This is a genomic window from Aliinostoc sp. HNIBRCY26 (assembly GCF_050235535.1).
Classification (GTDB): Bacteria; Cyanobacteriota; Cyanobacteriia; order Cyanobacteriales; family Nostocaceae; genus Trichormus.
In genome coordinates this window covers 5,813,304-5,837,198 of the sequence record NZ_CP189852.1, presented here as the reverse complement: position 1 = coordinate 5,837,198, position 23,895 = coordinate 5,813,304, and the positions used below count along the sequence as shown (strand labels likewise).

General features: G+C 42.7%; 20 protein-coding genes. 12 read left to right on the top strand and 8 right to left on the bottom strand.

Annotated elements, in window-relative coordinates:
- Nucleotides 1-105: 105 nt before the first annotated feature.
- Together ACQFX9_RS24720 and ACQFX9_RS24715 are read right to left on the bottom strand one after the other, a co-directional pair.
- A complete protein-coding gene (locus tag ACQFX9_RS24720; RefSeq protein WP_427159221.1) occupies nucleotides 106-2,748 on the bottom strand; it encodes an AAA family ATPase in 2,643 nt (880 codons plus the stop codon).
- A 130-nt stretch (nucleotides 2,749-2,878) separates the two neighbouring features.
- Entirely contained in the window at nucleotides 2,879-3,955 is a 1,077-nt protein-coding gene (locus ACQFX9_RS24715; protein WP_427159220.1) for an AAA family ATPase, read from the bottom strand.
- Nucleotides 3,956-4,184: 229 nt separating this feature from the next.
- On the opposite strand from ACQFX9_RS24715, the gene ACQFX9_RS24710 reads away from it, so the two are divergent.
- The 3 genes from ACQFX9_RS24710 (at nucleotide 4,185) to ACQFX9_RS24700 (ending at nucleotide 5,955) form a co-directional block, all read left to right on the top strand.
- Entirely contained in the window at nucleotides 4,185-4,748 is a 564-nt protein-coding gene (locus ACQFX9_RS24710; RefSeq protein ID WP_427159219.1) for a hypothetical protein, read from the top strand.
- 214 nt (nucleotides 4,749-4,962) lie between these two features.
- On the top strand, nucleotides 4,963-5,349 hold the full coding sequence (locus ACQFX9_RS24705) for a 6-pyruvoyl trahydropterin synthase family protein (RefSeq protein ID WP_103137612.1): 387 nt from the start codon (nucleotides 4,963-4,965) through the stop codon (nucleotides 5,347-5,349).
- Between the two features lie 387 nt (nucleotides 5,350-5,736).
- Nucleotides 5,737-5,955, top strand: coding sequence for a hypothetical protein (locus ACQFX9_RS24700; protein ID WP_103137613.1), 219 nt, complete (start codon nucleotides 5,737-5,739; stop codon nucleotides 5,953-5,955).
- 231 nt (nucleotides 5,956-6,186) lie between these two features.
- Here the strand turns inward: ACQFX9_RS24700 and ribD are convergent, their stop codons facing one another.
- From ribD to ACQFX9_RS24680, 4 genes are all read right to left on the bottom strand, one after another.
- Entirely contained in the window at nucleotides 6,187-7,392 is a 1,206-nt protein-coding gene (gene ribD / locus ACQFX9_RS24695) for a bifunctional diaminohydroxyphosphoribosylaminopyrimidine deaminase/5-amino-6-(5-phosphoribosylamino)uracil reductase RibD (RefSeq protein ID WP_427159218.1), read from the bottom strand.
- Nucleotides 7,393-7,630: 238 nt separating this feature from the next.
- Nucleotides 7,631-8,230: a rod shape-determining protein MreD gene (mreD, locus tag ACQFX9_RS24690; RefSeq protein ID WP_427162992.1), complete on the bottom strand. Its 600-nt coding sequence runs from the start codon at nucleotides 8,228-8,230 to the stop codon at nucleotides 7,631-7,633.
- 47 nt (nucleotides 8,231-8,277) lie between these two features.
- The gene (gene mreC / locus ACQFX9_RS24685) at nucleotides 8,278-9,093 is read right to left on the bottom strand and encodes a rod shape-determining protein MreC (protein WP_427159217.1); all 816 of its coding nucleotides are present in this window, start codon (nucleotides 9,091-9,093) and stop codon (nucleotides 8,278-8,280) included.
- A gap of 97 nt (nucleotides 9,094-9,190) precedes the next feature.
- On the bottom strand, nucleotides 9,191-10,198 hold the full coding sequence (locus tag ACQFX9_RS24680; protein WP_103137617.1) for a rod shape-determining protein: 1,008 nt from the start codon (nucleotides 10,196-10,198) through the stop codon (nucleotides 9,191-9,193).
- Nucleotides 10,199-10,679: 481 nt separating this feature from the next.
- Here ACQFX9_RS24680 and ACQFX9_RS24675 point away from each other — a divergent pair, with 481 nt between their 5' ends.
- Nucleotides 10,680-11,039 carry a single-stranded DNA-binding protein gene (locus ACQFX9_RS24675; protein ID WP_427159216.1) on the top strand — a complete coding sequence of 120 codons (360 nt, stop codon included), beginning with the start codon at nucleotides 10,680-10,682 and terminating at the stop codon, nucleotides 11,037-11,039.
- 55 nt (nucleotides 11,040-11,094) lie between these two features.
- Here the strand turns inward: ACQFX9_RS24675 and ACQFX9_RS24670 are convergent, their stop codons facing one another.
- Nucleotides 11,095-11,841 (bottom strand): SIMPL domain-containing protein, encoded by a 747-nt coding sequence (locus ACQFX9_RS24670; RefSeq protein ID WP_427159215.1) that lies wholly within the window; start codon nucleotides 11,839-11,841, stop codon nucleotides 11,095-11,097.
- A 311-nt stretch (nucleotides 11,842-12,152) separates the two neighbouring features.
- Between ACQFX9_RS24670 and ACQFX9_RS24665 the strand changes: the two genes are divergently transcribed.
- The 6 genes from ACQFX9_RS24665 to sds all read left to right on the top strand — a co-directional run bounded on the left by ACQFX9_RS24665 (nucleotide 12,153) and on the right by sds (nucleotide 20,669).
- Nucleotides 12,153-12,566, top strand: coding sequence for an EVE domain-containing protein (locus ACQFX9_RS24665; protein WP_427159214.1), 414 nt, complete (start codon nucleotides 12,153-12,155; stop codon nucleotides 12,564-12,566).
- Nucleotides 12,567-12,743: 177 nt separating this feature from the next.
- A complete protein-coding gene (locus ACQFX9_RS24660) occupies nucleotides 12,744-12,878 on the top strand; it encodes a hypothetical protein (protein WP_427159213.1) in 135 nt (44 codons plus the stop codon).
- Nucleotides 12,879-13,443: 565 nt separating this feature from the next.
- Nucleotides 13,444-15,276: an N-acetylmuramoyl-L-alanine amidase gene (locus ACQFX9_RS24655; protein WP_427159212.1), complete on the top strand. Its 1,833-nt coding sequence runs from the start codon at nucleotides 13,444-13,446 to the stop codon at nucleotides 15,274-15,276.
- 275 nt (nucleotides 15,277-15,551) lie between these two features.
- Nucleotides 15,552-17,387 carry an N-acetylmuramoyl-L-alanine amidase gene (locus ACQFX9_RS24650; protein WP_427159211.1) on the top strand — a complete coding sequence of 612 codons (1,836 nt, stop codon included), beginning with the start codon at nucleotides 15,552-15,554 and terminating at the stop codon, nucleotides 17,385-17,387.
- Nucleotides 17,388-17,510: 123 nt separating this feature from the next.
- A complete protein-coding gene (murI, locus tag ACQFX9_RS24645) occupies nucleotides 17,511-18,368 on the top strand; it encodes a glutamate racemase (protein WP_427159210.1) in 858 nt (285 codons plus the stop codon).
- A 1,329-nt stretch (nucleotides 18,369-19,697) separates the two neighbouring features.
- Complete coding sequence (gene sds / locus ACQFX9_RS24640) at nucleotides 19,698-20,669, top strand: solanesyl diphosphate synthase (RefSeq protein ID WP_427159209.1); 972 nt, start codon at nucleotides 19,698-19,700, stop codon at nucleotides 20,667-20,669.
- 369 nt (nucleotides 20,670-21,038) lie between these two features.
- Here the strand turns inward: sds and ACQFX9_RS24635 are convergent, their stop codons facing one another.
- On the bottom strand, nucleotides 21,039-21,512 hold the full coding sequence (locus ACQFX9_RS24635; RefSeq protein WP_236144858.1) for a hypothetical protein: 474 nt from the start codon (nucleotides 21,510-21,512) through the stop codon (nucleotides 21,039-21,041).
- Nucleotides 21,513-21,721: 209 nt separating this feature from the next.
- On the opposite strand from ACQFX9_RS24635, the gene hetZ reads away from it, so the two are divergent.
- Entirely contained in the window at nucleotides 21,722-22,927 is a 1,206-nt protein-coding gene (hetZ, locus tag ACQFX9_RS24630; RefSeq protein WP_427159208.1) for a heterocyst differentiation protein HetZ, read from the top strand.
- A complete protein-coding gene (locus tag ACQFX9_RS24625; protein WP_427159207.1) occupies nucleotides 22,920-23,888 on the top strand; it encodes a PatU in 969 nt (322 codons plus the stop codon). Before hetZ ends, ACQFX9_RS24625 begins: the two co-directional genes overlap by 8 nt.
- Nucleotides 23,889-23,895 lie beyond the last annotated feature (7 nt).

Sequence of the window (23,895 nt, the reverse complement as noted above, 5' to 3'; positions counted from 1 at the left end):
CATAATCATTAATCTTGTGGGGTAGGCATCTTGCCTGCCCAAAAATATCAGGGACGGGCAAGATGCCCATCCCACAAAACTAGTAAAATTATCACACCATACAGTTCAAAAATTAGAGTTCCCAACCTTCCACTGCACAACCCAACGCCGAAACAACTCCACCATAATTCGCCAACCTCCCCCGACTTCCTCAACCACATCATGACGCTTTAAAGTATCTAACGCCCTTTGCAACCCCTCACCACTCATCCCCGTAGACTCAGCTAAGACATCAAAACTCAACCCCTCTAAATGAGGTGCAAGCACCCTAATTATCTCCTGCTGACCCTCCACATCTTGCGCCGCCTGACCCCAAACCCCATCAAAATAGTAGCGTCCACGCTGGAAAAACTCAGGATTATTAATCACAGCCTCTACATCATCGACTGTAAACACAGGGTCACGGGGTCTTCCTTGCTCAAAAACTTGGTCATTGTAGCGACGCACTAATTGAAACCCCACCAATTGGACTAAATATGGCTGACCATGCGTTAAAGCATAGATTTGATCTAAAGCTTCTGGCATATAGTCAAGCAGAAAATCTTCACCTGGGTTAGCTAAAATTTGGCGAGTAGCTGCACGTTCCAGAAATTTGATATGAATAGGAATCACGCTAGCGAAAAAGGGTTGAAAATAATCTGCTGTCATCTCCTCTAAAGTGTGCAACCCAGCAAAAGCAAAAGCCACTTTAGAACTCATTTGCACCAACCCCCGCAGATAACCCATAAAATCTGGAGGGATTTTTCCCGCTTCGATGAGTTCCTCGATTTTCTCAAATTCGTCTAAGGCAATAATTAACCCAGTCTCTAACTGTGTTTCTACCTGTTTTAAATAGCGTTCAAAAGTTCTATAGGGAAGATTGAGTAAATCAGTGTCATTTGGAGGTGGAAGTTTTACGGTTTGAGAAACTTCATCACTAATTGCTATTAGCACCTCACCCACACCTTGGGGACTATCTCCCAAACGTAGCAGGTTGACGTAAGCTAACTGTATAGCTGAGCCTAGACTTTGAGACGCATTCAGCAAGATTGAAGTTTTACCCATGCGTCTGTGACCATAGAGAACTACAGACTGGAGTTGATTACCCATTACCCAAAGTTCTTCTAGCTGTCTCATTACATCTTTTCGCCCCACAAAGAGATTACCTTGAACGGGGTCGCCTATGACATAAGGATTATTTACAGGCTTGGTGATGGAAATTTCCCCAACTTCGCCAGCAATTTGTAATAAGCTTTCTTTCCAAGTTTGGGTGATATCTACAATTAACCCTCGCTCGGCTTGTGGTAAGTCATCGGCTGTATTTAGAATGCTTGTCAGTTCACCTAAAGCCCGGTTAAGAGCTAAAGACCTAGCGGAACGAGACACACTTTTGTTAATAAATTGAATATCTTCTATTACGCGTTTTAAACTTTTAAGAGCTTTCCATGTGTTTGGACGTAAAAGAGGTTCTTGTGGAAAAGTAGGTATTTGCAGAGTAGCAATAGTAGATATTTTTTTTGTATACTGAAAAGCTGCTAAAGTTTGGGCAAGGGTATACATTTCCTCACCATAAAGCAGAGAAATTACTACAGCAAATGCTTTCTGAGCGTTTATAGGTTGTTTTTCATGGAGATACCAAAAACCAGCAGCAGCAGCACGAGCATTAATGTCTAGACAAGGCTCTACTGTGAAATGGGGACTTGTCAAAGATGGTGAGACAAAACCGACTAATTTCCAATCAAAGGGATTTGCAGCCAGCCGAGAAACACGCCAAATAATTTCTTCTGATGGAGTTTTAGCAACTACTTGATTTACTGCTTGCACAACAGGAATGAATTGCATAGTATATGCCAGCAGTTGATTAGTGTTATACAAACCTGCTTCCCAATCTTGCAGCAGCCAATTTTGCAAGCGTTTATTAAGATTGGGCAGAGGAATTGGGCTGATACGGGGGAGTAAGTAACTATTTTGGATGCTTTGCCGGTTTAAAAGTGAACCAATCAGCCAATTCTCTGGACGCATTATTGCCACGCCGAACGCCACGCCGAACGCCACGCCTACCGCCACGCCGAACGCCACGCCTTCCTCCACGCCTACCGCAATGCCTACCGCCACGCCTACCGCAATGCCTCCCGCCACGCCTTCCTCCACGCCTCCCGCCACGCCTCCCGCCACGCCGAACGCCACGCCGAACGCCACGCCTCCCGCCACGCCTCCCGCCACGCCGAACGCCACGCCGAACGCCACGCCTCCCGCCACGCCTCCCGCAATGCCTACCGCCACGCCTACCGTCACGCCTACCGCCACGCCTACCACCACGCCTACCGCCACGCCTCCCGCCACGCCTCCCGCCACGCCTACCACCACGCCTACCGCCACGCCTACCGTCACGCCTACCGCTACGCCTACCGCCACGCCGAACCAGTCAACGTGAAAGTTGAACACTTGCAAAATTAGCCCCACGGACACCGGAGTAATAACTGTTAATACCAACCCTTGCAAAAGCAGCTGACGCTGAATAGGATTTTTCCGCAGCAACTCCAATCCCTTGCGCCAATTCATCTCCTCTTCAGGAATATACCCACCGCCAAAGATATCAACATACCACCGCAAAGCCTGGGGAAAGAAAAACACCCAATACAACAGGTGTAGATAATCTAAAGGATTCCACAGTGAGAGAGGTCGCCGCAATTTCGGTGCTAAGTTTAGGCGAGGTACAACAGAAGTCATGATTCACCCTCCGCCTTTACCTGTAAAAGACCTAACCCCCCTACCCCCTTCCCTATGAGGGAAGGGGGAGTAAGATTACTCCCCTCTCCTCGTAGGAGAGGGGTAGGGGGAGAGGTCAAAGCACTATAGTTCATCGCATACCCTCCACATACTGCGAATAAGCTCGATGACACAGCAGCATTAATTTATTGGGATTTCCGCCACTTTCTCTGATAAATTTGATGATTTCCCCTTCCTTAAAACTAACTTGAGTGTTAGCCAAACGACTGCTAATAAAACCGCGCATTATAGTTTCATTCCAAGGCTCGATAACTTCTTCAATACAAACACCTTGAAACGGTGAAGGATCATCTCGACTATCAGGGAATAAAATATCCAAATGTTCACTAGCTGCAATCACCAAGCGCAATGGTGGGTTAGCTTGTCCATCAGCAAAACCGCGCAGTTTTTGACGCAATTCTCTTGTAAAACCACCCCAAGTCATTTTCTGCACTTCATCTAACAACAGTAACAATTGCTGTCTTCTTAATTCACGAGTAAATTGTCGCTCATTCTCAAAAGTAATTTCAATTTGAGTACAAAGTTCATCATAAAAGTCATCATCATTATCAATTAAGCTTAAGTTGAGATAAATCGGTTTACGTGGTTTGAGTAGTGCTGATGGTGCTTGTTGGTAAATCGCTTGCAATAAAGAAGACTTACCGATTTTTCTCTCTCCAATTAATGCCACACTACTACCACTGTTGAGCGTCTCAAATACTCTGGCAATTTCCCGTTCTCGACTATACAGCAGATATTTATCTATAATGACATCATTAAGAGGGATAAAAGGATTATTAGAATTTTTATTAATATAAGAATTTTTAGCTAAGTTACTAGAACTTTTTTGCTCTAGCAATTCCTCATATTTATTTTTCAACCAAGCTAAAAACTTAGCATCTTTATCTTTACTTCTCTGGTTGTAATCTGGAAATCCTTCCCTATCTAATTGAGGCGCAAATCTTTTATTGTATATATTCCACATTTGCCGCCTCACAGTTTCCGCATCGCTAGGAAGCTGATCATTACTTAAGGATTGTTCCGCAACCTGATTATTATCATTAACAGTATTCTCATCGGGAAACTTAGCCAAAAGAATCGCTTGCTCTTTGGGACTCAAACCGTGTTGACGAAATATCACTATGATGAGAAAGTTTTCCCAATTCATTCTGATGGCATTCTCCCCTGCACCTTCACAAGTAAAACTGCTATTTAGCTTTTAATTTAACTAAACATATCACTTTTCCGGCACAACTGAAAATACGGAAAAAATTTTCCGTCTATATTTTTTACTATCGGAAAACCCTTTCTGGGACATTCTAAAACCGAAATTATATGATTTTGTTAACTTCAGGAAATTGATTAATTTACTAAAGATGAGTTCAGGGGGAATCAATATGAAAATTTCAGCAGAAAAAGTAGTTGTACCTTTGGCAGTAGCGTTAATAGGTGCTTTGGCTACTCTTGGTGCAGCTTTGTTTAGTGAAAATAAACAGAGTAATTCTGAAGCAAGTACGAATACTAGAACTAACATCGTTCATCATGCTTCTAATTCAGAATGTCATCCCATTATTGCCAATAAAGTATGCGTCGCTCATCTCACTGTTCAAATTAACAGCGATGAACCACAACAAGTTAAATATAGCGATCGCCTACCACTACAAGCTGGAGACACAATCAAATTGTTAAACTTAACTTATTGCATACCACCCCAAATAAAAGTCAACAAATTAGCAGTCAAAGCACATTTATTCAAAAATGGTAATAATAATTATCAAAATGTGTTACTCACCCCTAGCAGTTTCCCTACTAATACAGGCTGTCACAATGTCAGCAATTTCCAAGATTCTTGGCAATTAGCAGCCGGACAACACCGTGTTAATGTTCCTATAATTAAATATGAGGGTAGTTATAGAGTAGTTGATCAAAACTTCTCATTTAACTTGGATGTTGGAGAGTAGTTTAATGTTGAGAGAGTGAATAAAACACAAAAATAGCTTAATACATGAATATATGTTCATTTAGATACATCTTATATGAACTTTACAAACACACTCATCATCTAAAGGATTTAATCAAGTATTAAGCGATAACTGTAAATACATAATTATTCACTCTCATAATATAGATAAATATAGTGCTTAATTTAATCAGCGATTGTGAGGTTGTATTCAAATGCCTAAATGGAAAGTTGTCACAGAATTTACCTTTAATGCTGCTCACTACATTAAAGATTACAACGGCCCCTGCGGCCGAATGCACGGACATAATTATCAAGTTCGTATTGAAGTTACATCCACACAACTACACGCTTCACAATATTGTCCACATCCGGTAATGGTAGCCGACTTTAGAACTTTACGCTGGGCAAAGCAAGATTCTACAAAAGGAGGGCTAGATCATGGTGTTCTTAATGAAATTATGCCGCCTGAATATGAAACAACTGCGGAAATGATCGCTAAGTATATCTATGATGAAACTAAGAAGAAATTACCGCCAGAAACACAACTCAAAGTCCATGTTTCTGAGACACCTAATAGTTGGGTGGAGTACGAAGATTGATTTATGTTGCGTTGCATTAATATTTGCAAAATAATACTAATTATCCACTTTCAGCACAGAAATGCTAGAATTTCCTTAAATCAATCAGTTATTGAGCGTCTGATAACAAGTATTTTTTCTGAGTACATTTCAGGTAAATGTGCATTATGGTGTTAATGTTTTGAATCGTCTTCCTAGCTCATTTAATTACAAACCCAGAAATAAACTTGATTTTAACTTTTGTTAATAATGGAATGTGGTGCTTACATTCTTAAACTTAATCAAGTTTTAAATCTCTATATTAAGTTTTTGATAATACTTGTCTCAGCTTGTACTTTAATTCGTGATCTGTTGCTGTAATTGTGTAATCTGAAAACAACTGAGCTGAATGTTAAATATTGAGGTCTAATGACTCCTAAAATTCTGCGTCAACTGTGGGCTGTGATTGAAAACTCTCACACCAAAACCCTTTTGCAGATGGATGATGCTAGCTTAGTGCAATGGTTGACACACCAGACTACAGCCCAAGCATTATTAGAGCCGAGTGAAACCGATTGCCTGATTGACTATATCCAATCTCGGCTATCTTTGATACGTGATATTGCTTACGAAAGACAGTGTTTATAGTAACAGATGAACTATGATTTCGTCCATAGTTTAAGGGAATTTGAAGGAAAATCATGTGAGGTAGACTGCACCCAGGGGGGATGCTGTTTGGAGATTTTCGGATAATTCCCATGAAAAAAATATCCAATCACTGCGTCAGCAAAAATCGGATAGTTTAACTCCTGCAACTCTCAAAAAATTGCCAGTCGCTCAATTGAGTTGCTGAAAACGAACTTCAAAATTTCACATTGGTTAGTGTTTTTGTGGTAAATAACCTTCTACTAAACAATCACCGTCAACGACACGCCAACGCACACGTTCTAAAATTAAGGCTTCTGTCATATTGGTTAAACCTAAGTCACCTACAGGCGTAGGTGCATGATTACCACCAATAATTTTGGGAGCAATAAAAGCTAAGATTTTCTGCACTGCACCTTCAGATATAGCTTTTGCGGCTAAAGTCCCGCCACATTCCCACAAAACACTACAAAAACCTCGTTCATATAAATACTCTATGGTGGCTTGTGGTGTGAGAGAGGGTAACTCTAATACCTCTACTCCTTTTTCTTGTAAGAATTTTTGGAAATCTGGGTTAGCACCGACTTGGGTGAGTACCAGAGTGGGTGCTTCTGTTATGTCCCACAAATGAGCATCTGTAGGTAAATTGAGAGAACGACTCATCACCACCCGCAGGGGATTATGCGTTTCTGCTTGATGGCTAGTCAAATAAGGATTGTCTTGACGTACAGTATTACCACCAACAATCACCGCATCACAAGCAGCCCGCAGTTGGTGTACTTCGCTACGGGCGGTTTGGTTTGTTACCCAAGCACTATGACCGGAATTAGTAGCGATTTTGCCATCTAAAGTCATGGCGTATTTTAAAATTCCTAAAGGGCGTTTGTGCAGAATGCGATGCACAAAACCTTCATTGAGTTGTTGACAAGCTTCCGATTCTACACCCACCAAAACCTCGATTCCCGCCGCCCGTAACGTGTTAATTCCACCACCAGCTACTAACGGGTTCGGATCAACCATCCCTACTACTACCTTAGCCACACCAGCCGCCACTAAAGCTTTAGAACAAGGGGGAGTCCGTCCATAGTGGTTACAAGGTTCGAGACTGACATAGACTGTAGCACCACGGGCTAAATCGCCGGCGGCTCTAAGAGCAAAAACTTCTGCGTGGGGTTCACCAGCACGGGGGTGAAAACCTTCCCCAACAATTGTGCCATTTTTAACAATTACTGCCCCTACTAACGGATTTGGTGAAGTGCGTCCCAAAGCACGGCGGGCAAGTTCTAAACAACGCCGCATCATCGCCCTGTCAAATTCACTACCTACAGACTGTGGTGTTTGTGAATGAGAATCATTTGGCGATCGCACTAAAAACTCATGATCATGAGTGTTATTTGATAGAGAGGCATCCCCTTGAGCAACCACTGGCAAGTTATCCATAAATCTTGGGCAATACTGTAAATATTCTGCACGCTAACTGCTTGAATAGCGATACCTAAACAGTACGATTTTGGGGATTGGGGAGTAATCAATTCAAAATTCAAAATTCAAAATTCAAAATTAAAGAGGAATTGGGGACTGGGAAAAGGAGACAAGGTAGACAAGGTAGCAGAAAGAAAAAACTATGGACTATTGACTGTTGACTGTTGACTATGGACTAATGACTAATGACTAATAACTAATAACTAACTTTCATTTTTTCCCACCACAGGTTAAGCGGGTAATACAACACAGGGGCCCAGAGGCTGCTGAGAATGGCGGAGGCTAGGGTGACGCGTTGATAATATGCCCAGATGAAATCTTGGGAGATGCGATCGCTTCCTACACCTAGTAAAAATCCAAATAAGGTTTCTGATACAACTGCCATCACAAAGACAATCAAAGCAATAGAGATGAAATCTTCTTGAATAAAACGTTGCTTTTGCAGTATGGCTGTGAGAAATCCTACTAACCCCAATGTAATGACATGAGATGGATGGGGTGAAGTTATCGCATCTTGTAGTAAACCTAAGATAATTCCTGCTAAAGTTCCTGACCAAAAAGACCGCTTGACACTCCAGGCTACAACCCAAATTAATAGCCAATTCGGCCCAATTCCCAATAATTCTGTCCCTGGAAAGCGAGTAGGTAATAACAGCAAGCATAAAAGCACAGAGCCAACTATGATGCCCCAATTCATTACCTGTAACCAAGCTGGATGCAAATCCGCCAAAGTTTTCCTTCTAGTGCGGCGGCGTTCTGGCGGTTTAGACTTACCACCAAATGAAGGTATCTTCACCATTTTGAGTGACTATTGACTGTTGACTGTTGACTGTTGACTATTGACTATTGACTCTTTTCTGTTTTCGCTGATTGCTGAGTTTCTGACTCTGAATTTTTAGTGTTGGGATAGACAGCAACCCAATCTAGTGAACTCAGAGCCGGAAAAAGTTCTACTTTAGCTACAGAAGCGGGAAGTTTTTTCAAATCTAGTGATTTGATCCGTCCTACAGCAAAACCTGCGGGGAATTTCTGACTGTACATAGATGTAGAAACTACATCTCCTACTTTTACATTTGGGACTTTCTCATAAAATTCCAATACCCCTTCCGCAGAGGAATCTCCCCTTAATACACCCTTGGCAGAAGTGCGGCTAACAGTCACACCAACTTGGCTTTTGATATCACTAATTAACAAGATGCGACTGGTGTTAGGGGTGACGCTTTCCACTAAACCCACCAATCCGCCTTCAGATTTGACCACATAACCTTCACGGATGCCAGCATTTGAGCCACGGTTAATGGTTACTTGTTGCCACCAATGATCTGCACTGCGTCCGATTACCCTAGCGGGAATTGGCCGTGAGGAAGCTGGCTCTTTCTGAACATAGCCTAGTAAGTCTTGCAATTTTTGATTTTGACTTTCTAGTTCCGTAATTTTGGCTTGTAACTCCAAAAAACGCGCATTTTTGAGCAATTCTTCTTGGCGTTCTTCAGGACTTATCCCTGCCGGCAACATTTGCAAAGGACGAGTAATTGCTTGGTATACTTCCAGTAAAAATTCTCCTTGAGTCTGGCGTAGTATCCAAGCACCGCCCAAAGCTAAGGCGACTAAACTTAAATGTAGGGTTTTGCGCTCCCACCAACGACGTACAGTAACCATCTATAAACCTATTTCTATAAATTAAAAGATACTGGATTCTATTTATATAAAACCCAAATTACAGTCAAATAGAACCCAATATCCAAATTTTTTTTGATTACATATTGCGAGAGCGGCCGCTGAACACCCTTTCTAGCTGTTTGAAGTTTTCTAGCACACGTCCCGTTCCTAACACAACGCAGCTGAGAGGATCAGCCGCAATATGAGTCACAATTCCTGTTTCATGGCTAATTAAGGTGTCTATCCCTTTGAGTAAAGCACCACCACCAGCGAGCATAATGCCTCTATCGATGATGTCTGCTGCCAATTCAGGGGGTGTACGTTCTAAAGTTCGCTTCACCGCTTCAATAATCACCGATAGCGGTTCTAACATACTTTCCCGAATTTCTGGCCCTTTGATGGTAACTGTTCTAGGTAAACCAGACAGCAAGTGTAAACCCCGAACTTCCATAATGGCGTTTTCATCATCATGGGTTGGGTAAGCAGAACCAATGCGAATTTTAATGTCTTCCGCAGTGCGTTCACCAATGACTAGGTTATGTACTTTTTTGAGATACATGATGATGGATTCGGTTAATTCATCACCAGCAATGCGTACTGATTCACTTAACACTGTTCCTTGCAAACTCAGCACAGCTACTTCTGTGGTTCCGCCGCCAATATCAATAATCATATTGCCAGTGGGTTCAGCGACAGGAAGTCCTGCACCAATAGCGGCTGCTACTGGTTCATCGATTAGATAAACTTCTCTAGCTCCAGCTTGCGCGGCTGCATCCATGACAGCTCGTCTTTCTACACCTGTGACCCCACTAGGTATACCGATGACAATCCGAGGTAATATCAAAGACCTACCTTCATTGACTCGCTGAATGAAGCTTTTCAGCATTAACTCTGCGGTGTCAAAATCGGCAATTACACCATCACGCAAAGGCCGTAAGGCAATCACATTACCTGGTGTTCGTCCGAGCATTTTTTTTGCTTCTTCTCCTACTGCAAGAGCCACCTTTTCGTTTTGATCGATCGCTACGACAGAAGGTTCTTGCAGTACAATACCTTTACCTGATACATAAACGAGGGTATTGGCTGTACCGAGGTCGATACCCATATCCCACGATGAGCGAAAGTTCCTGAACAAACCCACGCGTGTCTACGCCCCCTACTTTGCGATAATTCTAGACTACAACTGTTAATGAGAATAAAGTAAATCGTGCTGGATTCTATTATGTTTTCGTGTCCGAGTCCAGTCTGATAGACTCTTTTGTAAAATCACTTGGGGTCATTAGCCTAAAGTGCTGAGTAATGAGTAATGAGTAATGGGTGAAGTTTGTCTTCCCCTGCTTTCCCAGTCCCCAGTCCCCAATCCCTATTTCATACAACGCTGACAAACTTGTTTCATCAAGGCTACCTATTTCCTATCCTGTGACTAGTTCAGTATATCCGTATATTTTTTCATTTTCTTCAGGTGATTCGGCTTATTTTTATACTGGAACTTGTGATGAAGCGATTCACAGTTTTTCAATAGGTTCACAATTGGCTATTATAGGAGTCAAAATACATAAGTACCTCTGTACTAAAAGGTAAAGCACATGAGTATTAATATTGTCACTCTAGTCGGTCGGGTAGGTGGTGATCCAGATATCAAATATTTTGAGTCTGGTAGCGTTAAGTGTAGATTAACACTAGCTGTCAAGCGAAGAACCCGTAATAGTGATGAACCAGATTGGTTCACGTTAGAACTATGGGACAAGACAGCAGAAGTAGCCGGAAATTATGTCCGCAAAGGGAGTTTAATCGGCATCAAAGGTTCTCTCAAGTTTGACACATGGAGCGATCGCCAAACAGGAGTAAACCGTTCTACACCTATCATCAGAGTAGATCAGTTAGAGCTATTAGGTTCTAAACAAGACAGAGAAGCAGGCGGAGACTTTTCGCCAGAGAATTTTTAAATGGGAGTCAACAGTTAACAGTCTAGGCTATTGACTGTTGACTGTTGACTGTTGACTAATAACTAATTTGCAATGTCACTGATGCTTCCACTTGTTGCTCACCACCAATAACAGGAGTAGAAACGTCGGCACTAGCTAATTTAGATGCCTCATCACGATATAACATTGGTGGTGGCGGCGCACTTGCACCATTCACTTGAATACTAACCACCTCTTTAGACTGAATACCAAGAGAATTAAATACAGCTTCAGCTTGCTTTTGTGCGTCTTGAGTGGCTTCTTTTAAAGCTTGTTGTCTAGCAGAGGCGATCGCTTCATCGGTAGCCACAAAACTAATACTATTAATTTGGGTAGCACCAGCTTTGACGGCTGCATCCAAAATTGTTCCAGCTTTTTCTGTGGCGACACGGAAACTGACAGTATTAACAGCAGCATATCCAGTAATGCGCTGTACATTGTTGTTGTAACTATAAACTGGATTGAGGCGAATTCCTGTAGTTTGTAATTTTTCTACATTGCGACTTTTTAAGAAATCTACCACCGCCGATGACCGACGGGCTGCTTCTTTTTGTACTTCTTGAGCAGTTTTTCCTTGAATTTCTACCCCCAAGCTAATTTCGGAAATAGAAGTGGGAATAGATTCTTCACCTTTTCCTGTCACAGTCAGAGTTCGCCAGATTTTTTCCTTTTCTTGCGCCATTCCCGGCTGTGTTGCGGTCAAAAATACCAGCAACACTAATGGTAGAGTGGCAAAAAGTTTTCTAGCACGCAACTTAGAATTCAATAAAGCAATTTGAGACATAAAATTTACACTCCTCTCAAAGTTTGTGTAGACATTCAAAATCAGTGATATTAAGCTACTCACCATTGATGACTTTATGGGGTAGCTCGATACACTTTGGATGTTTCTACTTTGACAGTTGTATCGTTAAACTTGAGGATGGTTTCATTTTTTGAAACTAAAAATTACACCCTGTCATACCGAATTGGATAGGTAGTATTGTTTCAAGATTCTGGAATAGGCTAAGAATCTGGGCTTTCAATCCAAAATCCAAAATTGGTATCACGGGTGAACTTTTCTTTTTAACTGCGATCGCAAACAGGAATTGATTCATGGCATATTGGCTGCTTAAAACTGAACCAGATAACTATTCGTACTTTGATTTAGAACGAGATGGTGGTACAGTTTGGGATGGTGTGAATAATCCCCTAGCACTCAAACATATACGAACAATGCAGCCTCATGATTTGGCTTGGATTTACCACACTGGTAAAGAAAGGCAAATTATCGGTATGGCTGAGATTACTAGTCAGGCTTATCCAGACCCCACGTTAAATGATGCCAAGCGAGTAGTCGTAGATATATGTCCATTGCAAAAAGTAACTCAGCCTGTCACTTTATCCCAGATTAAACAAACACAGAAGTTTGCAGAGTTTGATTTACTCCGCATCCCTAGATTATCTGTAGTACCAGTCTCAGATATTTACTGGCAATACCTTATGGAATTAGCAGGCGTTAGCCATTGAAATCAGACGCAGATACCACCGCGAAAAACTATGCTGCGTCTTTGGAATTTGCAATTTTTTAACTTGCTTCTGTGACGATGGCGTAAGCATACCTGTAGACTATCTTGCCTTGATATGATCCATTGCTGGTATGCTAGTGCTGATATTCTTCTTGATTAGAAGCATGAAAACGGACTTATGAGTATTATACCCAGCCATTTCCAGTACCATCGGCAAACTCTAGTTATGGCAACTTTCCTGATTGTAGTAGCGATCGCTAGTAAAGTAATCACAGGCTTGAGCGTCTTGAGCCAATCCCCATCAACCAACTAAAAATCTGTGTGGAGATGATATCTAGAGGTGTAGAGAACAGAAGGTAAGCAGGGTAGATGATTTTTCCAATGCCCAATTCCCCATCCCCAATCCCTTATGATGAGGAAACTTCTATCTTAGAATCTCCGTCCCCTGAAATTATGAATTTTATGTGTCATTCGTATTAACATCTGGAACTTAATTTATTGCCAGTTTTATCTTCTTTTCAGTCTTCATCTAAGCTGATTGTTGAGTTAACAGAAGGTAGCAACTACAAATTTCAGCACTATTTCAGTTAACACTAGTTGGAGTTTTTACAGAAAAATTCTATACCAACACTCAATCATACAAATCTGGCTAACTCATGATGACATCTTGTTCCAATGAGTTGAAACCTGATGCTCTGATAGTCCAGAGACAATTCAGGGCATACTGAGATTCTAAAGCATTAAACTACATTTTTATACCAATTTTTTCAGGCAAAAAAGGTAATATAACTCAAGATTTTAGGTGGTGAAGGTGTGACGACAGGCCAATATGTTGAGATATTGAAAGGTCTCATGAACGCGAATCAGGAGAAAGGATTGTGAAACTAGAGTGGCTACTAACCGGAACTGTGGGTACGGTGTTGTTACTGTCATCGCCAACTTGGGCAACAAGTTTAAGTTCGTGGCGTTTTGATGCCGGTCAAAACCGTTTAGAAATTAACACTACAGGAAACGTACAACCAAAAGCACAACTGATTTTTAGTCCCACACGTTTAGTAATTGACCTACCAGGAATTGTTTTTGGCAGACCCCAGTCTATACAGCAGGTAGGGGGTGCGATTCGGGCTGTACGTGTAGGACAATTTGACCCCCAAACGACTCGCATCGTTGTAGAACTTGCCCCTGGTTATACCCTCGACCCCCAACAAATCAAATTTGTGGGGATTACCCCCCGTCGCTGGACTGTCCAGTTACCTAGACCAGTGGCGGAAACCACAGAATCTAGTCCAGATAGTGTTTATAACGTAGTCACCCTAGATTCTGACGCTAAACCAGAGTTTTCGGAAAATGTAGTTAGTGCTGCTGGCTCAACTCAAATTGAGAACGTGCAAGTAACTGGGGATGGTTTTTTTGTGCGGACAAGCGGGAATAATCCCCAAGTCAGGACAATTCGTAGCCGCGATCGCACTACCATTTTTATGGATATCGCTGGTGCAACTTTATCCCCCCGTCTCAATCAGCGCAATATTACTGTCAACAAGCATGGTGTCAGCCGTGTAGAACTGACCCAACTGCAAACCCGCACACCATCTGTCCGTATGACTTTACGGGTAGATAAAAATAGTCCAGATTGGCGAGTGAGTAGCAGTAGTGCGGGTGGTTTGGTCATTCTACCCAGTCGTGTGGTGAGGCTCCCAGGCAATACTAATTCTGATAACTCCGAAAGTGTTACTACTATCCCCAGCAGACCACCTGTTAACAGCGATGTAGCAACGATTCAATCTATTGATCTAGCAGACAATCAATTGCTCATTCGCGCTAATCAAGATTTATCCGCTACTAGTGGTTGGGATAGAAATACTGGTTTATTTCGGATCACCATCAATAATGCAAAGTTCGCCTCTAACGTCAAAGGCCCGATATTAACAGCCAATAGCCCCATCCTCCGAGTCAGGTTACAGACTCAAAACCCCAACACGGTCATTGTCTTAGTCCAACCAGCTACCGGAGTGCAAGTTGGTTCCCTCAACCAAGTTGGTAGTGATTTATTAGCTCTACAATTACAAGGTTCTCGTCGGTCAGTTACTACACCACCTCTACCTCCCATCCAAGGACAACTACCAGATCCGCGCAATCCTCAACCCACCACCCCACCTACTCGCCCCGCACCTAGAGGGAGAGTAGTGGTGATGATTGACCCTGGACATGGTGGAAAAGACCCAGGCGCAATCGGGATTGGCGGTGTACGGGAGAAAGATATCATCCTCCCCATTAGCCAAAGGATTGCCCAAGTCTTGCAACAAAACGGTGTGCAAGTGATTATGGCGAGGAACGCTGACTACTTCGTTAGTTTGCCAGGCCGAGTCCAAATGGCGGAACGTGGTGGGGCGGATGTCTTTGTCAGTATTCACGCCAACTCCGCAGGTGCAGGTCGTCCTGATGTGAGTGGATTAGAAGTTTATTACTACGACAATGGTTTGAGTCTAGCGCGTGTAGTTCATAAAAGTATTCTCCAAGGTGTAAATGTCAGAGACAGGGGAATCAGACGCGCCAGATTTTACGTCCTCAGAAAAAGTTCCATGCCCTCTATCTTGGTGGAAACAGGTTATTTGACTGGTCGTGAGGATGTAGCTAAGTTGCAAAGCACAGCTTACCAAAACCAAATGGCAGATGCGATCGCCCGTGGGATTCTCCAATATCTCCGACGCTAATTTGTTATGCTCATAACGAATCGCGCGATCGCCCAGTGGCAAAATTACAAGGGCGTGTTAAGATACTACGCCATCAGATGTATTTTTATACCGATACAAAATTTGATGGCAACCATGCCCAGGTTTGGACGGTGACGGTGTGAGGATTTGCGAATATGTTGAGATGACATCAGTGAACAGTTATCAAAGTTGCTGTCCTGGCACTCATAACTAATAACTGCATCACTGATAACTGCTACAGGCTCTCATGAATGCGAATCAGGAGAATATAGATTGTGAAACTAGAGTGGCTACTAACCGGAACCGTAGGTACGGTATTGTTACTGTCATCGCCAACTTGGGCAACAAGTTTAAGTTCTTGGCGTTTTGATGCCAATCAAAACCGTCTAGAAATTAACACTACAGGTAGCGTCCAACCGCAAGCCCAACTTATTTTTAACCCGACACGTTTAGTAATTGACCTCCCAGGGATAACCTTCGGCAGACCCCAGTTAACGCAGCAGGTAGGGGGTGCGATTCGGGCTGTGCGTGTAGGACAATTTGACCCCCAAACCACCCGCATCGTCATCGAACTCGCCCCTGGTTATACCCTCGACCCCCAACAAATCAAGTTTGTAGGGATTACCGCCAGTCGTTGGACGGTTCAATTACCCACACCCGTAGCAGACAGTAACATCGATAACCCAGAAATTGCCCAGCAACCCCCCTCAAATCCATCTCCGAGAAATATTTACACAGTCACCCCCACTAATCGCGAACCAGAGGTCAATAATACCCTCGCCGCCACTACGCAAATTGAAAACCTGCAAGTTACAGGGGATGGCTTCTTTGTCCGCACTCGTGGCAGTAATCCCCAAGTTCGAGTAAATCGCGCTGAAGATCAGCAGGTACTCAACATTGATATTGCAGGTGCATCCTTATCACCAAACCTGAGACAACAAGACTTTTCGATCAATCGTTATGGTGTTAGCCGCATTCAATTTACCCAAAACACCAACCAAACTGTCAGAATGACCATGCTGCTGGATAAAAATAGTTCTGACTGGCGAGTCAGCACTAGCAGTGTGGGTGGGTTCGTAGTCATACCGAATAGAAGTGCTGTCACATTACCCAGAGAGAATAACCCACAAACCATCTCCAGCAATGCACCAGCCAATATTGAAGCGATAGAATTAGCTGAAAATGGTACACGGTTATTGATTCGGGCAGATCAACCTATATCTGCTCAAGGTGGTTGGGATAGAACCACAGGATTATTTCGGATCACCATTAATAATGCTAAATTAGCCGCCAATGTTAAAGGCCCAACTCTCACAGCCAATAGCCCAATTCTCAGAGTCCGGTTACAACCCCAAGCACCCAATACAGTAGTTGTTTTAGTACAACCTTCAGCCGGAGTGCAGGTAGGGGAACTCAATCAAGTCGGCAGCCAACTTCTGGCTTTAGAGTTACAAGGCTCACGCCGATTGACACCTCCAATCTTTGTCCCTTCAGATAATCAGTCTCAGTCACGAAATCCCAATATCGATATTCCCAGAAACAACACTTCTACCCCCCGTTCCTCAGTTCCCAGGGGTAAAGTCTTAGTAGTAATTGACCCTGGACATGGTGGTAAAGACTCAGGCGCGCCAGGCTTGGGTGGACTTTTGGAAAAAGATGTAGTCTTGCCTATCGGTCGTCGCATAGCCGCCATTTTAGAACAGAACGGCGTGCAAGCTGTCTTGACCAGGGATGCTGATTTCTTTGTGGAGTTGCAAGGTAGAGTCGATATTGCCGAACGCGTCAATGCTACGGTGTTCGTTAGCGTTCATGCTAATTCTGTAGATAATCGCCCTGATGTCAACGGCTTAGAAGTCTACTATTACGATAGTGGCTACGCCTTAGCAGAAACAGTCCGCAATAGTATCTTACAAAGTATTGGCACTATTAAAGATAGAGGCACACGTAAAGCTAGATTCTATGTCCTCAGAAAGAGTTCCATGCCTTCGATTTTAGTAGAAACAGGTTATATGACCGGTCGGGAAGATAATCCGCGATTAGGTTCACCAGAATATCAAAATCGTATGGCAGAGGCGATCGCCCGTGGTATCCTGCAATATTTAAAGAGATGATCAAGTTACTCAAAATATTAAAAATGCTCAATTGGTCTATCTACAGAATTTAATGGTCATTTGGCCAAATGTCTGCTAAATTCTGTATTTTAAATCCCCCAAATTTTTAATCAGTATCTGCCTGTGTATTCATCTTCCAGTTTTGAAGGTAATCTTTACGAGTTTTTAGAGCAGGAGCCTCAACGCGCTCCCATCGGTGTATTTGATAGTGGTGTTGGTGGGTTAACGGTATTGCGTCAAATCTATCGGCAGTTACCTCATGAATCAGTAATCTACTTCGGCGATACCGCTAGGCTACCCTACGGTATTCGTTCCCAAGCCGAAATCACCCAGTTTGTGCGCGAAATCCTCGATTGGATGCAGCAGCAACGGGTGAAAATGGTGATTATGGCTTGTAATACAAGTTCTGCCTTGGCTCTAGAAACAGTCCGTGCAGAATATGACATCCCAATTTTGGGGGTGATTCTGCCTGGAGCTAAAGCCGCCGTCCAACAAGGTAAGCGCATCGGTATTATCGCCACACCAGCCACAGCTAAAAGCAACGCCTACAAGCACGCCATCTTAGAAATCAACCCAGAAGTAGAAGTGTGGCAAGTTGGTTGTCCAGAGTTTGTCCCACTCATTGAGCAGAATCGTATTTATGACCCCTACACTACAGAAGTTGCTAAATCTTATTTAGAACCTTTGCTGCAACAAGATATTGATACTTTAGTGTATGGCTGTACTCATTATCCCTTACTGGCTCCTGTAGTGCGATCGCTCCTGCCAACTCAAGTCAAAATCATTGACCCTGCTGTTTATGTCGTCAACGCCTGTAGTCAAGAACTAGAATTGCTTGGTCTCAACAACACTCATCCTCCCCTCCCAACTCGCTTTGCTGTTAGTGGTTCTCCCCAACAGTTTGCCCAATCTGGAATCAATTGGTTAGGCTTTACGCCCATCGTTGAAGCGGTTGATTTCGCTAATATTCATAGTCATTAGTGAGCTAGTGCGGTCTTCTCTACGAGACGCTTCGCGAAGAGGGTTTCCCTCATGAGCAACTAGCGAACCCGAAGGGTCATTAGTCATTAGTCATTAGTCATTAGCAAAAAACCATTTTTAACCACTAGATAATCAAATCAACACTGCTGATTCTAGCTCTTTGTCAAATTCTCTGGATTTTTGCTTCATGAAGCATAGTCACATTCCCAAATCAGGTTTTACCCTTGCCTGGACAAGCTATCTACCAAATTTATCATGACTAATAACTAATGACTAATAACTAATGACTAATAACTACTGACTAGGCTTTTTTCCTGTGCGTTTTGCTAAACCTAATAATAGATAAACAGTGAATAAATATCCCGCAGCTAAAATAAAAATCATCATAGGCATATTCCCGTAAACCATAATCCCACCCGCACCTTTTCATAGAAATTAGGAACTTAAATAAAAGCAGCAGAAACAGCACCAAACAAATAACATTTTGGTGTCCGTATTACGTAACGCTAAACTCTACCGACAGAGTAATTAGTTCTCTCCGGCTGAGGTTTTGATATTTAATTGATTGCAGACCATACATCCGACAGCAAATAGTACGCCACTTAACTGTGACGCAATACCGCACTCCTCAGCAGCTTACCTAGTCTGCTTGATTTTTGCTGATATCTTGACAACTGGAAGAAAGCTTACGCTCAAAGCAAACTAGAAGCGTATAACAACGCTTCTCAAAAACTTCACTTATCTCCCTAGCCAAGAAACTTTCGCGACAATCACAAGTCAAGAGAAAATTCCCCTGATTGATGTTGAAGGAAATTATATCTGTAACTCACAACACTGAAGAAGCAATTTCACTCAAAAGTGAATTACTGTTGTGGCGTGAATACTTGAAAAATTTAAAATCCCTAGATTATAGGGTAACATAACGAAGCCAACTTTGAGGCGAAATTTCAAATTTTTTAGCTACTTACAGAGATACAAGAAGTCATTAATTTATACATAAAAATAACTAATATTTCATTGGTATCACTTAATTTAGATAAATATACATTTAAGTATGTTTAATAAACGACTTTAAGATTTAGAACTCATAAAATATAGTCTTTCTCAGCCAGAGTTTTAAGGAATTATACTGAGTATTTAATAAAACTAGGGAAAATTAGATGGTAACAATACTTAAATCAAATTCGTTCTAAACCATAGGTAATGATACATATTCAATATTTATTATTCTCAATTATCCGAGCAAAACTTTGCGCTGGCACAGGCTTATCTTAGAATAAACATTAGGATATGTAAACTTTCGTAACTAAAGTCAGAGTCCGCCCACCCATGACCCCAGCCACCTCTCTGTTTGCCCCAGTGGAAGCAGACCTGCAAATACTAGCAGATAACCTCAAACAGCTAGTTGGAAATCGCCACCCCATTCTGTTTGCCGCCGCCGAACATCTCTTCGGGGCTGGGGGAAAGCGTATTAGACCAGCGATCGTGCTATTAATATCGCGGGCGACCATGTTAGACCAAGACATTACACCACGCCATCGTCGGCTAGCAGAAATCACCGAAATGATTCATACAGCTAGCTTGGTACATGATGATGTGGTAGACGAGTCAGAAGTCCGGCGGGGCGTTCCTACCGTTCATAGTTTGTTTGGTAATCGCATTGCCATCCTCGCTGGCGATTTTCTCTTTGCTCAATCATCTTGGTATCTCGCCAACCTAGACAACTTAGAAGTCGTCAAACTACTGTCAGAAGTCATCATGGATTTGGCAACCGGGGAGATTCAGCAAGGATTGAATCGGTTTGACGCGAGTATTTCCATAGAAACTTATATCCAAAAAAGCTATTACAAAACTGCTTCCTTAGTTGCTAACAGTGCTAAAGCGGCAGGAATCCTCAGCGAAGTTGCTGGGGATGTTGCAGAACATTTGTACGCCTATGGTCGTCATCTTGGCATAGCTTTTCAGATTGTGGATGACATTTTAGATTTCACCAGTACCGCCGATACCTTGGGTAAGCCCGTCGGTTCGGATCTCAAAAGTGGGAATCTCACAGCACCCGTGTTGTTTGCTCTAGCCGAAAAACCCTATTTGGAGGTGTTAATAGAGCGAGAATTTGCCCAAGCCGGTGATTTAGAACAAGCACTAGATTTAGTTCAGGCTAGCCAGGGGATACAGAAAGCCAGAGATTTAGCTGCTCACCACACTAAGTTGGCAATTGACCATTTAGCCGTTCTTCCACCGTCAGAATCTCACCAGACATTAATCAATATTGCGGAATATGGATTGAGCAGATTGTATTAATCTGTTGACATTCAAATTTTGGATTGTAAATTTCGGATTTTCGATTGTTTCTGGTGCAAGCCCCGCCAGAGAGTGAGCAGAACAAATCTCGAATACTCCCTGCGCTTACTGGCTAACTTCACTACGTTCGCTGGCCTGTCCCGTGAAGAGGATAGTCAATCTAGAATCCCCAAGCTGCATTGCGTGATGGGTGCAGTCAATCCAAAATCTAAAATCGGTTAACTGCTTGGCTAAAAAGTAGAGACTAAAGATCCAACTTCCCTAACGGGAAAAAAATTTTTTGATTTTTAGCAAAAATTTTTGAGATTTTTTTGAGCAAAATTTGGGGATGTTGGCGTGTATTGAAAACAGCCAGCATCACCATTTTTTTTAGGCAATATCAGGAGGTACGTTTGTACTCTTGGGCTGTTGTCGTAACTGTTTCTGTATGAGTTTCTGGAATTGAGAACGCTTGACCTCATACGAATGAGTGGTTTTACCCGGCGTTTCCAAAAAAACGATACTATCTACGGGTTCTAATGCCACCAATTGGAACAAAATGTGCGTTGCGGGAACAATTTTAGGGGTCAGGTGAGGGTCAAGCCCAGCAGGTGAAATTAGGGAAACATCCTGTATGGTAGGGAAAGCGTAAACCACACGCTTTTCGATTCCTGGGTTGCTACGCTTGCTCAACGTAGTCAAGACCCAGCTACCCTCCCCATCTTGGAGAATATGGTACTGGGAATGACGTAATTTTTGAGCGATCGCCACAAGTACAGGAGCAATTGCTGCAACAAGATGAGGTGTAACACCATCACTGGGTGCATTGTTAATCAGCAATTGAATTTGTGTTTCTAAATCCATAATGACTTGTTAACGTCTGTTGGGTAGAGGCAATAAAATTTATCGCCATGTGATTGATCCCATTACAGTTGGGAATAATAAAATCAGCCACATCCTTGAGTCTAAGGATGGGGTAGCGTTTAGCTGATACGCAAAACCATAAAGCCAACACCCACTCCGTCACAAGTTCTATTTAAGTTTATGTATAGGGTCTTTTGAAAACCGAGACTATGAATTCAGCCGCAACAGCAACTATTCCAACCGCCAATGCTCTGGGAGAAAATACTATCGGTGTAGAAGTGATTTTCCCACTTGTCTACAAAGAGCTACAGCAATTCACCAAGGCCTCAGATCAGAACTGTCGCGATGTAGCCAATCGCATCACTACCGAAGTATACAGGATTTGTAGCGAAAGTAAACGTATTCAAGCCTCTGGTGCTGTAGAAAATTCTGCCATGACCTTGGCTAAACACAGACTACAGCAATGTTTGAGATATTATCAACTAGGCTCTAACCGGGGCAGAGTTGAATTACACAGTACATTAAGTGCCATTATTTATCGTTACATTAATCCTCCCCAACGCCAATTGAGCTATCAAGGGCGGCTGACAATCATAGAAGATTTCCTACAAAGTTTTTATTTAGAAGCCTTAAACGCCTTCCGTCGAGAAAATCAACTCGGCCCCACCTACAGCCCGAAAACTCTTTTAGAACTAGCGGAGTACATGGCATTTACCGAACGTTACGGTAAACGGCGGATTCCCCTCCCAGGTCGCCAGCAGCAGTTGATTATTCTCCGCGCTCAAACTTTTTCCCAACAACAACCTCCAGAAACTAACGTTGATATCGAACAAGCCGCAGAAGGTAGCAGCAATGAAGGTGATGGTTCTTGGGAAGAACCAGCAGTTCAGCAACTACGGGCGGCAATGGCTACCCAACCAGAACCAGAACCAGAAGAAGATACACTGCGTTCCGTTGTGATTTCGGAATTAATGAGTTATTTGGAACAACGTGATCAATCTGACTGTGCTGATTACTTTTCGCTGCGTCTCCAGGATATGTCAGCCCAAGAAATTGAAAACGTTTTAGGCTTAACTCCACGTCAGCGAGATTACTTACAACAACGCTTCAAGTATCATCTCATCAGGTTTGCTTTGCTACATCGTTGGGAATTGGTACACGAATGGTTAGAGGCTTCTTTGCACACCAATTTGGGTCTAACTCCTCAGCAGTGGCAAGCCTATACTTCTGAGCTAGACGAGAAACAGAGAGCTTTACTAGACTTAAAACAACAAGGATTAGCCGATGACAAAATAGCGAAAACTCTAGGGTTATCAATGGCACAACTACAAAAACGGTGGTTCAAAATTTTGGAACAAGCTTGGGAAATTCGTAATTCCTTAGTATCCGGATCAAGTGCATCCACTCATGAATAGTGACTCAGAATCCCTACAAAATTACCTACGCGGTTTTCTGGATAGTAGTATCAACCCCCCAGAAAACCATCAGGGAAATTGTCAGGATATCGGGGAGATTTGCTCTCCTGACCAAACTACCAGTACAAATCATGGTGAGTTAGAGTTGGGAAGTGTCACCCACACCTTTTTATTAGGAGAAATTCCTACTGTGCAAGAACGTTTTCAAGCCGTCATCAAACGTCGGTTACAAATTCACATCGAAAACCACCCACCCTTGTTTCCCTGGGAAACACAAATAGTAGACTATCCAGATACTCTGGATGAGCCATCACTAGTATTTGCCCCGAACTGGGGATGGATGGCGCAGCAATCTAAGCTGAATCTTCCCATTCCTCTACCAGAGAAAGTATTTCAAGAATTATTTGCCAAATGTCAACAACTGGTGACATCTTCGCTACCAATCGGGGCAAAATTAGTGCAGGCGGTAGAAGATTTGTTCCCCAACGAATCTTACACCATCAATAATCTTGCTGGCTTGGTATTACGTACTAGCCACAGATCGCCATTAGAGTCAATGCCTAATATCGAGAATGATTACTCAGATTTAGGGTCTAATCAACAAATGGCAATCTCCCTCATGGCTGCTAAACAACTGTTAGAGAATCTGACTCTACCAGTTTCTCCTAGTCAGCCAGTTGTAGAAAGACTCTGGTTAACTAGTGTCGGTGTTCTCAATCTGCGGGTAGAATATCACTCCCAAGGTGACACCAAGCTGTTGCGTGTTCATGGCGATTTACCCACTCAAGGAATTTTGACACTACGGGGTGACAACTCCATTGCTATGGCACAGTCGTCAATTCCTGGATGCTTGAGTGTAGAAATTGCGGGTCAGCAACTCCACCCAACTTACTTTTTAGAGGTTGAGTGTCCAGAACTAGATCAATTACCATTGGTCTTTGTAATTAATCCCACCATCTAAGTGAGAT